Here is an 11,450-nt window from a genome sequence, read left to right on the forward strand (position 1 = left end):
CTATCGACTGGTCGAGGGACGACATGAACATGCCGGCCATGAGGGCGCCGAAGATCAGCCAGACGGTCTTGGGGGTGAGGACGATCAGCGGCTTGTCGGCGGCTGGGGCCTCGGGGGCTGCGATGGCCATGCGGGGAGAACCTCGTTCTGGGGTGTGTGGGCGGGTCGAGAAGATCAGTCGGACAGGATCGAGCGCAGGTCGGTGACCACGGCGGTGAGGTGCTCCTCCGCACCACCGGCACCGCCGGCGGCGTCCCACCGCATGAACGTCGCGTGGGTGAGGAAGAGCAGCGTGGCGCCGACGATCTCCGAGGAGTACGGGGGGTCGTCGCCCAGGCGGCGCTCGACGAGAGCGGAGAGCTGGCCCTTGTGCTGCTCCATCCACGCGAGGTGGCGGGCGAGCAGGCGCGGCTCCTTCGCGGCGAGCTCGAGGGCGCGGGCGAGCCGCTGACGCCCCATCGGAGGGTCGCTGAGGAACGAGCTGACGAGCGCCTGGAGGTCGGCGAGCAGGTGGCCTGTGGGCCCACCGGCAGCGAACGTCTCGCCGGCGGCCGAGTCGAAGGGCCACGGGGTGTGGCCGAGCACCGCGTCGTCCTTGGTCTCGAAGTAGTTGAAGAAGGTGCGGACCGAGACGCCGGCCTCCTCGCAGATCGCGTCGACCGTGACCGCGTCCAGGCCGTGCTCGCCGACCAGCCGGTGGGTCGCGTCGATCAGCACCTCGCGCCGCGCGCGCTTCTTGCGCTCACGCAGGCCGAGGAGCTCGGGCTGGTCGACGGAAGTGTTCTGCACGAGGTGCAACATTACATGCACTGCAACTTTGCAGTGAACGCACCTTTCTGTGCCGTCCCTCACACGGGCGGGTCAGACCTCGCCGAAGCCACCCTCGACCGCAGCGACGAGCGCGTCCCGCGCCTCGGCCGCCTGGGCGCCCTCCGCCTCGATCCGGAGCTCCACGCCCTGCTTGGCGCCCAGCTTCATGAGCTCGAGCACGCTGGCCGCGTTGGCGCCGTTCACCCGGACCTTGGCGTCGTACGCGGCGAGCATGCGCGCGACCACGGCCGCCGGTCGGGCGTGCAGGCCGAGCGGGTTGCGCAGCACCGTGGTGGCCCTAAGCACCCCGTCGCCCGAGGTCGCGGCGGCCTCCGTCGGCGCGGCGGCGGACGCGAACGTCGACCCGGCGTGCTCGGCGGACGCGAGCACGCCCGCGAGATCCGCTCCCCCGTGCGCCGTGACGGCCGCGGCGACCGCACCCTCGACGAACGGCGCGTCCGCGAGCCGCACCCGCGCGGCGACGTCCTCGTCGAGCAGCTCCAGCACCGACTCCGCGGTGAGCACCGCCGAGCCGAGGTCGGTGAGCACGACCGCCGAACGACCGTCCTGCGTCGCCTGCGTGAGCGCGGCCTCCACGGTGTCGTAGCTGGTGCCGAGCCCGCCGTCCTGCATGCCGCCCGCCGCGAGGAGCAGCACGCCCGGTGCCATCTGCTCCGCAAGCTCGACGGCGCCCTCGGCCAGCCCGCGCGAGTGCGAGACCAGGACGAGCGCGACCGGTGCCGGCTCGCGCTCGACGGCCCCGCCGCTCACTCCGCGGCCTGGGCGGCGGCGCGCAGGATGAGCTCGGTCGAGCGCGCCCCGGGATCGAGGTGCCCGGCCGACCGCTCCCCCAGGTAGCTGGCCCGGCCCTTGGTGGCGACGAGCGGGATGGTCGCCTCGGCGCCCTCGTGGGCCGCGTCCGCCGCCGCGCTGAGCACGTCGGCCGGCGAGGCACCGGAGTCCGCGGCGGCGACGGCCGCCTCGGTGGCCGGGGTCCAGGCGTCGACCATCGTCTTCTCGCCCGTGGTCGCCTTGCCGCGCGCCACGATCCCCTCGAGCGCCGCCTCCAGGAGCGCGACGACCCCCTGGCTGTCCAGCTCGGGGACGCCCGTGGCCTTCGCCGCCCGCAGGTACGCGGTGCCGTACAGCGGTCCGGCGGCACCGCCGACCGTGGACATGAGCGTGGTGGCGACGAGCTTGAGCACCTCGCCGATGTCCGCGGGCGCCCCGTCGAGCGCGTCGAGCTTTGCCACGACCGCCGTGAAGCCGCGGGTCATGTTCTCGCCGTGGTCCCCGTCGCCGATCTGACGGTCGAGCTCGATCAGCTCGTCCCGGTGCTCGATGACGGTCTGCGCCGAGCGGCGCACCCAGTCGACCGCCCATGCCACGTCCAGCGTCATGCCCACGCTCCCTCGAGCAAGTCAGATGAGTCCCACGCTGATGCCGACGGTCCTCGTCCGGTCACCAGCGCAGGGCGGTGGTGTGCACGGGGGCGTCCCACAGGGCGGTCAGCTCGTCGTCCAGACGGAGGACGGTCACCGACGCACCCTGCATCTCTAGCGATGTCACGTAGTTGCCGACGAGCGAGCGGGTCACCTCGACCCCCCGCTCCTCCAGCAACGCGCGAGCCCGACGATAGACGACGTAGAGCTCCGAGGCGGGTGTGCCACCCATGCCGTTCACGAAGAGCAGCACCTTCTCACCGCTGCTCAGGTTCAGGTCGTCCGCGACCGGGGTCAGGAGCATCTCGGTGATCTCGTCGGCGCTCGCGAGCGGGATCCTTCGCCGACCCGGTTCGCCGTGGATGCCGATGCCGATCTCGATCTCGTCGTCGGGCAGGTCGAAGCTCGGCTTGCCCGCGTGCGGGACCGTGCAGGCGGTGAGCGCGACCCCCATGGACCGGACGTTCGCGATGACCTTCTCGGCCACGGCGACGACCGCGTCCAGGTCGTCGCCGCGCTCGGCGGCGGCGCCCGCGATCTTCTCGACCGCGACCGTGCCGGCCACGCCGCGGCGCCCCGCGGTGTACAGCGAGTCCTCGACCGCGACGTCGTCGTTGACCACGACGCTGCGGACGGTCACGCCGTCGGCCTCCGCGAGCTCGGCGGCCGTCTCGAAGTTCAGCACGTCGCCCGTGTAGTTCTTCACGATCGCCAGCACGCCCGCGCCCGAGTCGGCCGCCTGGAGCGCCGGGGCGATCTGGTCCGGGGTCGGCGACGTGAACATCGCCCCGGGCACGGCGGCGTCGAGCATGCCGACGCCGACGAACCCCCCGTGCAGCGGCTCGTGACCCGAGCCGCCCCCGCTCACGAGCCCGACCTTGCCGGCGCTCGCCCCGCCCGCTCGTGCGACGAACCACGGGTCGGAGTGGATCGTCACGACGTCCGGGTGCGCGGCACCGAAGCCCTCGAGGGACTCGGCCACGACGGTCTGCGGGTCGTTGATGAGCTTCTTCACTGCAGCCATCCCTTCCACCGGGCACCCACGGCGAGGCCCGCACGTCCGTCGCGGACTTCGGCGTCCCGACAAACCTCACCTTGTTGTCGGGCAATGCGGGCGTCAAGGGGAGGACGTGCGCCGTCGGTGCACATTCGTGCAGAGCGGCGTGCGACCACCCGTGCGTCACCCGGACGGGTGACCAGGAGTCAGGGGCGACCCAGCAGCCGGCGCGCCTCGGCGACCAGGAGGATCGAGCCGGTCACGAGCACGCCGGAACCGCGCTCGACCTCGCTCTCCGCGCGTGACACCGCGAGGTCGAGAGCGTCGTTGAGCCGCTCGGCCACGTGCACCCGGTCCTCGCCGAAGATGTCGATCGCCACCTCGGCCAGGTCCTCGACGTCGAGCGCGCGGGTGTTCGATGCACGCGTGATCACCACCTCGGCCAGCACGGGCTCGAGCAGCGAGAGCATCCCCTCGGGGTCCTTGTCCGCCATCACCCCGACGATGCCGACGAGGCGGTGGAACTCGAACGCCTCCTCGATCGCGGTGACCAGCGCCTCGACGCCCGCCGGGTTGTGCGCGCCGTCGACGATGATCGTGGGGCTGGACCGCACCACCTCGAGCCGGCCGGGCGAGTCCACGTCCGCGAACGCGACCTCGACGATGCCCGGGTCCAGGGCGCGACCACCGGTGAGGAGGGCCTCCGCTGCGGTCAGCGCCAGCAGGGCGTTGTGCGCCTGGAACTCCCCGTGCAGCGGCAGGAAGATCTCCGTGTAGGTGCCGCCGAGCGTCTGCAGGGTGATGAGCTGACCGCCCACGGCCACCTGCCGCTCGCCGACCTCGATGTCCACGCCCTCGCGCACGACGCGCGCGCCCTTCTCGGCCGCGGCCGCGAGCACGACGCCCTCGACGTCCTCCTGCTGGCTCGCCAGGACGAGCGTCGCGCCGTCCTTGACGATCCCCGCCTTGACCGACGCGATGTCCAGCAGCGTGTCACCGAGGTACCGCTCGTGGTCCATCGAGATCGGCGTGATGATCGCGACCTCGCCGTCGGCGACGTTGGTGGAGTCCCACAGACCGCCCATGCCGACCTCGATCACCGCGACGTCCACCGGGGCGTCCGCGAACGCGGCGAACGCCATCACCGTGAACACCTCGAAGAACGAGAGCTGCGGCTTGCCCTCCTGCGCCGAGCGCTGGTCGACCAGGTGCACGTACGGCGCCACGTCCTGCCACACCTCGACGAACCGCTCGTCGCTGATGGGCTCGCCGTCGATGACGATCCGCTCGTTGACGCGGGACAGGTGCGGGCTGGTGAACCGGCCGGTGCGCAGGCCGTGCTCGCGGACCAGCCGCTCGACCATGCGCGCGGTCGACGTCTTGCCGTTGGTGCCCGTGATGTGCACGACGCGGTAGGCCTTCTGGGGGTCGCCCAGCAGCTCCATGACGGCGAGCGTGCGGTCGAACGACGGGTCGATCTCGTGCTCGGGCGCGCGCGCCAGGATGCCGCGGTACACCTCGTCGGCGGCGTCCCGGGCCTCCTTCTCGGCCTGCGTGCGCAGGTGCTCCGATCCTCCGTGCTGACGTGGGCTCATGCCTCGTACCCTCCGGCGTCGACGGCTTCCACCGTGACCTCGAGCTGCGCGACGGCGTCCTGGACCGTGACCGAGACGGCCAGGGTCTCCCGCCCGATGGTGTCCTGGTGCCGCTCGACAGCGGCCAGGTGCTCGGCCGGGACTCCGAGCGTGAGCAGGATCCGGTCCCCCACCTGCAGGCCGGCGGCCTTGCGGGCGTCCTGCACGGCACGCACGACGTCGCGGGCGTAGCCCTCGGCGCGCAGGTCGTCGTCGAGCGTGAGGTCGAGCACGACGAACCCGCCACCGGGCAGGACCGCCGCCGCTCCCCCGTCGGCGCCGACCACCGTCGTCAGCTCGTACTCCGCCGGTTCGAGCGCCACGTCGCCGTCGCCGGTGGTGACCACGACCGCGTCACCCTCCACGCGCCACGCCCCGGAACGCGCGGCCTGGATCACGGCCTGCACGCCCCTGCCGAGCCGCGGGCCGGCGGCCCGGGCGTTCACCGCGAGGCGCTGCGTGATGCCGAAGCGCTCCGCGGTGCCGGCGTCTGCCGTGACCAGCTCGACGCGCTTGACGTTGAGCTCGGCCGCGAGCAGGTCGGCGTACGGCGCCAGGGCGTCCGCGTCGTCGACCGCCACGGTGAGCGTGTGCAACGGCTGCCGGACGCGCACCGCCGCCGCCTTGCGCAGGCCCAGCGCGGTCGACGTGACGGCGCGGACCTGGTCCATCGCGGCCACCAGCTCGGTGTCCACGGTCGCGGCGTCCGGCGTCGGCCAGTCCGTCAGGTGCACGCTGCGCCCGCCGGTCAGCCCGCGCCAGACCTCCTCCGACACCAGCGGCGCGAGCGGAGCCATGACGCGCGTGAGCACCTCGAGCGAGGTCCAGAGCGTGTCGAAGGCGTCGGCGTCCTCGGCCCAGAACCGGTCCCGCTGCGTGCGGACGTACCAGTTGGTGAGGACGTCGAGGTGCTCGCGCACGGTCTCGCACGCGGCCGCGATGTCGTAGGCGTCGAGCTGGGCGGTCGTCGTCGCGACGAGGTCACGCGTGCGCGCCAGGACGTAGCGGTCCATGGGCGCGAGCGTGGCAGCCCGCGCCGCATCGACCGGCGTGGCCGTGTACCCGGCACCGTTGTCCGCGGCGCCGGCGTACAGGGCGAAGAAGTAGTACGTGCTCCACAGCGGAAGCAGCACCTGTCGCACGCCGTCGCGGATGCCCTCCTCGCCCACGATGAGGTTGCCCCCGCGCAGGATCGAGCTCGACATGAGGAACCAGCGCACGGCGTCCGAGCCGTACAGGTCCCACATCTCGACCGGGTCGGGGAAGTTGCGCAGCGACTTGCTGGCCTTGCGGCCGTCGTCGCCGAGCACGATGCCGTGGCACATGCAGTTGCGGAACGCCGGCCGGTCGAACAGCGCCGTGGCCAGCACGTGCAGCGTGTAGAACCAGCCGCGGGTCTGGCCGATGTACTCGACGATGAAGTCGCCCGGGTAGTGGTGCTCGAACCAGTCGGCGTTCTCGAACGGGTAGTGCACCTGGGCGAACGGCATCGAGCCCGAGTCGAACCACACGTCCAGGACGTCGGGGATGCGGCGCATCGTCGAGGCGCCCGTGGGGTCGTCCGGGTTCGGGCGCGTCAGCTCGTCGATGAACGGTCGGTGCAGGTCCGGCTCGCCCGCCTCGTTCGTCGGCACCCTGCCGAAGTCCGCCTCCAGCTCGGCCAGCGAACCGTACACGTCGACGCGCGGGTAGGACGGGTCGTCCGACACCCACACGGGGATCGGCGTGCCCCAGTAACGGTTGCGGCTGATCGACCAGTCGCGTGCGTTCGACAGCCACTTGCCGAACTGGCCGTCCTTGATGTGCTCGGGGGTCCAGGAGATGTCCTGGTTGAGCTCGACCATGCGGTCGCGGAAGTCGCTCACGCGCACGAACCAGCTGGTCACCGCCTTGTAGATCAGCGGGTTCCGGCAGCGCCAGCAGTGCGGGTAGGAGTGCTCGTAGGTCTCGTGGCGCACGAGGACGCTGCGCTGGTCCTCCGCGACTCGGGCCAGCGGGCCGGTGCCGGCCTTGAGGTCCGCGATGATCGGCTTGTTGGCGTCGAACACCAGCTGCCCGACGTAGTCCGGCACCTCGGTGGTGAACAGGCCCTTGGAGTCGACGGGCACGACGGGCGCGATGCCGACGGCCTCGCACGCGACCATGTCGTCCTCACCGAACGCGGGCGCCATGTGCACGATGCCCGAGCCGTCCTCGGTGGTGACGAAGTCGCCGAGCAGCACCTGGTGGGCGTTCTCGCGGCCGACGAAGTAGTCGAACGCGGGCGTGTAGCGGCGGCCTGCGAGCTCCCGTCCCTTGACGGTGGCCACGACCGTGGCCTCCCCGAGCTCCTTGGCGTAGGCGCCCAGGCGCGCGGCCGCGAGCACCACGAGCTCGCCCGCGAGCGCCGAGCCGGGTCCCGGCTCGACGGTCACGTAGTCGACGTCCGGGCCGACCGCGATCGCGAGGTTGCTCGGCAGGGTCCACGGGGTCGTCGTCCAGATGAGGGCCAGCTCGCCGGTCTCCAGGCGCAGGCCTACCGTCAGCGCGGGGTCCTGGCGCGACTGGTAGACGTCGTCGTCCATCCGCAGCTCGTGGTTGGAGAGCGGGGTCTCGTCGCGCCAGCAGTACGGCAGCACGCGGTAGCCCTCGTACGCCATGTCCTGGTCGTACAGGCGCTTGAACGCCCAGATGACCGACTCCATGAACGTGACGTCGAGCGTCTTGTAGTCGTGGTCGAAGTCGACCCAGCGCGCCTGGCGCGTCACGTACTCGCGCCACTCCCCCGTGTACCGCAGCACCGACTCGCGGCACGCCTGGTTGAACGCGGCCAGGCCCATCTCCTCGATCTGGGAGGTGTCGGTGATGCCGAGCAGGCGCTGCGCCTCGAGCTCGGCGGGGAGCCCGTGGGTGTCCCAGCCGAACCGGCGCTCGACGCGGTGCCCGCGCATGGTCTGGTAGCGCGGCACGACGTCCTTGGCGTACCCGGTGAGCAGGTGGCCGTAGTGCGGCAGGCCGTTGGCGAACGGGGGGCCGTCGTAGAAGACGTACTCGTTGCTGCCGTGCTCGCCGGCCTCGCGGGCGTCGATGGACGCCTGGAACGTGCCGTCGGCCTCCCAGTAGGCGAGCACGTCCTTCTCGAGGGACGGCAGGTCCGGGGATGCGGGAACGTCGGACTGGCGGTGCAGCGGGTAGGCCACCGTGCGGCTCTCCTGTGGTCGGCACCCGGTGGGGTGCGTCGCTCTCGGCTGCGAGGACGATGGGACCCGGACCGGCCGGGCTCTACCGCGGTACCACCTCGCTTGCCGGCTCCCCTGGCGGGTCGTCGACCACTTCGTGAGGGCTGTGACGGGCCTACCCGTCCGGTTCTACTGGGGTGCTCGCGCACCTGTTCTTCCGGRGGCTCACCGGTGATGGCCGGGTCGACGCCTGTGCGGCCCAGGGTAACGCAGACGCCGGTGCGAGGCCGTCCTGCTTTTCCGGGCATCATCGACCGGTGACCTCTCCCCTCGTCCTCCTCGACCTCGACGGCACGCTGACCGACTCGGCTCCCGGCATCACCGCGGCGATCGCCACCACCTACCGGACGCTCGGCCTCCCCGTGCCGTCGCCGGAGGAGCTCCGCTCGTTCGTCGGGCCGCCGATCACGGAGARCTTCTCCGCGCACGGGGTCCCGCAGGGCCGGGTGGCCGAGGCGGTCCGGGCGTACCGGGAGGTGTTCGTCGACGGGATGATCCGCGACAACCGCGTGTACGACGGCATCCCCGACGTGCTCACGCAGCTGCGGGCGGGCGGTCTGCGGCTCGTCGTCGCCACCTCGAAGCCCGAGATCTACGCCCGCCCGATCTGCGACGCGTTCGGGCTCACCGCGCTCGTCGACGGCGTGTTCGGCGCCCCCGTGGACGAGTCGACGTCGACCAAGGCGGACGTCATCGCGGCGGCGCTGGCCGCGAACCCGGACGCGCACCCGCTGGTGATGGTGGGTGACCGGGAGCACGACGTGCACGGCGCCCAGGTGCACGGCATCGAGACGATCGGGGTGACCTGGGGCTACGCCGCGACGGGCGAGCTGGTCGCGGCCGGCGTCGCCGAGCTGGTCGACACGCCGTCCGAGCTGACCGGCGCCGTGCTCCGCAGACTGGTCGCCGCGACCGCTTGACCTTGACGCTGCGTCAACTCCTACCGTGGACGGCATGGAGGCATCGATCCAGGAGGTGGCCCGGCTGACGGGCACCACCAGCCGCACCCTGCGGCACTACGACGCGATCGGGCTGCTCGAGCCCAGCCGCGTCGGCGACAACGGGTACCGCTGGTACGACGACCAGTCGCTGGTCCGGTTGCAGCGGATCCTCCTGCTGCGCCGCCTCGGGCTCGGGCTGCCGGACATCCGGCGCGTGCTCGAGCGGGAGCAGGACGAGACCACCGCGCTGCGCCACCACCTCGAGTGGCTGCGCAGCGAGCAGCGTCGGCTGGAGCGGCAGGCCGCCTCGGTCGAACGGACCATCACCGCACGACAGAACGGAGGGCCGCTCATGGCCGAGGACATGTTCGACGGGTTCGACCACACCGAGCACAAGGAGGAGGTCGAGCGTCGCTGGGGCGCCGACGCGTACGCGACGTCGGACGCCTGGTGGCGTGGGATGACCGATGCCGAGAGGGCGGAGTGGAAGGCGACGACCGCACGGCTCGCCACCGAGTGGGGCGCCGCGGCGGCCGCGGGTGCGGACCCCACGTCCGAGGAGGCACAGGAGCTCGCGGCACGGCACGTCGCGTGGCTCGGCAGCATCCCGGGGACGCCGGGGCACGGGTCGACCCCCGTCAAGGACTACGTGGTCGGGCTCGCGGAGATGTACGTGGCCGACCCGCGGTTCGCGGAGAACTACGGCGGCGAGCAGGGGGCGACGTTCGTCCGCGACGCGCTGCACGAGTACGCCGCGCGCCACCTGTAGGGACCAGGCAGCGCTCGCTACGTCGTCCGGCGCAGCGAGCGCTGCCAGTCGGCGTGCAGGTCCGCGAACCGACCGCCGGCCGCGACCAGCGCGTCCGGTGCTCCGTCCTCCACGATCCGGCCGCCCTCGATCACCAGCACGCGGTCCGAGCCCATGACCGTGGAGAGCCGGTGCGCGATGACGACCGACGTGCGGTCGGCGAGCAGGGTCTGCAGACCGCGCTGCACCAGTGCCTCGCCCGGCACGTCCAGCGAGCTGGTCGCCTCGTCCAGGATCAGCAGCGCGGGATCGGCCAGGAACGCGCGCGCGAACGACACCAGCTGGCGCTGGCCGGCCGAGAGCCGCACCCCGCGCTTGTCCACCTCGGTGGCGTACCCGTCGGGCATGGACGCGATGAGGTCGTGCACACCGACCGCACGAGCGGCCGCCTCGATCTCCGCGGACGTGGCCTCGGGCTTGCCGAGCGCGATGTTCGCCCCGACCGATCCGGAGAACAGGTACGCCTCCTGCGTCACCATGACGACCGCCCGGCGCAGGTCGCCCGGGTCGATGTCGCGCAGGTCCAGGCCGTCGAGTCGGACCGCCCCCGCGCGCACGTCGTAGAACCGCGCGAGCAGCTTGGCGATGGTCGACTTGCCCGCACCGGTCTCCCCCACCAGCGCGATCGACTGCCCGGACGGCACGTGCAGGTCGACGTGCGGCAGGACCGTCGGACCGGTGCCGTAGCCGAACTCGACGTCCTCGAACCGGACGTCGCCCCGGGCGTGCGGCAACCGTGTCGGACGGACCGGCTCCGGCACGGTCGGCTCCTCGGCCAGAAGCGACGCGACCTTCTCGAGCGCGGCCGTCGCCGACTGGAAGGAGTTGTAGAACATCCCGATCTGCGCGAGCGGGTTGAAGAACCGCCGCGCGTAGAGGACGGCCGCGACGAGCACCCCGACCTCGAGCCCGCCGTCGAGCGCCCGCAGGCCCCCGACGAGCAGCACGGTCGCGACCGTGACGTTGCCGATGAGCACGAGGCCGGTGTCGAAGACGCCGTTGAGCCGGATCGACCGCGCGTTCGTCTCCCGGTAGTCCTCCGCGAGCTCCCCGTAGACACCGCTGACCTGGGGCTCCCGGCGGAACGCCTGGACCGCGCGGATGCCCGTCATGGTCTCCACGAACCGCACGATGAGCCGGGCGGCCGCGGTCCGCTGCTTGCGGTACTGGACCTGCGAGCGCACCTGGAACCAGCGCGTGAGGATGACGCCGGGCACCACGGCGATGAGCAGGACCAGCCCGCTGCGCCAGTCGAGGAGGACCAGGGACACGGCCGTGAACAGCATGGCCAGCACACCGGACGCCAGCGTGGTGACGCCGCCGTCGAGGAGCTCGCGGAGGGCGTCCACGTCGGAGGTCTGCCGGGAGATGATCCGGCCCGACGTGTACCTCTCGTGGAACTCCAGGCTGAGCCGCTGGGTGTGCCGGAACACCCGGCGCCGCAGGTCCAGCAGCATGGTCTGGCTCACGCGGGCCGACGCCCGGACCGTCGCGGCGGTGAGCAGCCCGCCCAGCAGCGCGGCCGCGAGGTACGCGGCCGTCGCCAGGGTGATCGGCCGCGCGTCGCCGGCCGTCAGGGCCGGGAGCGCCTGGTCGATCC

9 protein-coding genes are annotated in these 11,450 nt (G+C 72.2%); 2 read left to right on the plus strand and 7 right to left on the minus strand.

What is annotated here, in order from left to right; translation table 11 throughout:
• Positions 1-174 precede the first annotated feature (174 nt).
• The 6 genes from AC1DUQ_RS07925 to ileS all read right to left on the minus strand — a co-directional run bounded on the left by AC1DUQ_RS07925 (position 175) and on the right by ileS (position 8,062).
• A complete protein-coding gene (locus AC1DUQ_RS07925) occupies positions 175-789 on the minus strand; it encodes a TetR/AcrR family transcriptional regulator (protein ID WP_477062645.1) in 615 nt (204 codons plus the stop codon).
• Positions 790-861: 72 nt separating this feature from the next.
• Positions 862-1,581 (minus strand): dihydroxyacetone kinase phosphoryl donor subunit DhaM, encoded by a 720-nt coding sequence (gene dhaM, locus AC1DUQ_RS07930; RefSeq protein WP_477062646.1) that lies wholly within the window; start codon positions 1,579-1,581, stop codon positions 862-864.
• Positions 1,578-2,210, minus strand: a complete 633-nt coding sequence (gene dhaL, locus AC1DUQ_RS07935; protein ID WP_477073612.1) for a dihydroxyacetone kinase subunit DhaL — start codon at positions 2,208-2,210, stop codon at positions 1,578-1,580. Before dhaL ends, dhaM begins: the two co-directional genes overlap by 4 nt.
• 61 nt (positions 2,211-2,271) lie before the next feature.
• Entirely contained in the window at positions 2,272-3,267 is a 996-nt protein-coding gene (gene dhaK / locus AC1DUQ_RS07940; RefSeq protein WP_477062773.1) for a dihydroxyacetone kinase subunit DhaK, read from the minus strand.
• 188 nt (positions 3,268-3,455) lie between these two features.
• Positions 3,456-4,844, minus strand: a complete 1,389-nt coding sequence (locus AC1DUQ_RS07945) for a bifunctional folylpolyglutamate synthase/dihydrofolate synthase (protein WP_477062648.1) — start codon at positions 4,842-4,844, stop codon at positions 3,456-3,458.
• Positions 4,841-8,062 carry an isoleucine--tRNA ligase gene (gene ileS / locus AC1DUQ_RS07950; RefSeq protein WP_477062649.1) on the minus strand — a complete coding sequence of 1,074 codons (3,222 nt, stop codon included), beginning with the start codon at positions 8,060-8,062 and terminating at the stop codon, positions 4,841-4,843. Before ileS ends, AC1DUQ_RS07945 begins: the two co-directional genes overlap by 4 nt.
• A 296-nt stretch (positions 8,063-8,358) precedes the next feature.
• On the opposite strand from ileS, the gene AC1DUQ_RS07955 reads away from it, so the two are divergent.
• Positions 8,359-9,021: an HAD hydrolase-like protein gene (locus AC1DUQ_RS07955; RefSeq protein ID WP_477073613.1), complete on the plus strand. Its 663-nt coding sequence runs from the start codon at positions 8,359-8,361 to the stop codon at positions 9,019-9,021.
• A 34-nt stretch (positions 9,022-9,055) separates the two neighbouring features.
• Entirely contained in the window at positions 9,056-9,811 is a 756-nt protein-coding gene (locus tag AC1DUQ_RS07960; protein WP_477062651.1) for a MerR family transcriptional regulator, read from the plus strand.
• 17 nt (positions 9,812-9,828) lie between these two features.
• Here AC1DUQ_RS07960 and AC1DUQ_RS07965 read toward each other — a convergent pair.
• Positions 9,829-11,450 (minus strand): ABC transporter ATP-binding protein (locus tag AC1DUQ_RS07965; protein WP_477073614.1); only part of this gene is annotated, 1,622 nt, incomplete at its 5' end.

The organism is Cellulomonas sp. P4_B5_2 (assembly GCF_056402235.1).

Excerpts from the sequence above, each read along its gene's own strand:
- dhaL (WP_477073612.1), bottom strand. The coding sequence starts at position 2,210 with ATGACGCTGGACGTGGCATGGGCGGTCGACTGGGTGCGCCGCTCGGCG.
- AC1DUQ_RS07960 (WP_477062651.1), top strand. The coding sequence starts at position 9,056 with ATGGAGGCATCGATCCAGGAGGTGGCCCGGCTGACGGGCACCACCAGC.
- AC1DUQ_RS07945 (WP_477062648.1), bottom strand. The coding sequence starts at position 4,844 with ATGAGCCCACGTCAGCACGGAGGATCGGAGCACCTGCGCACGCAGGCC.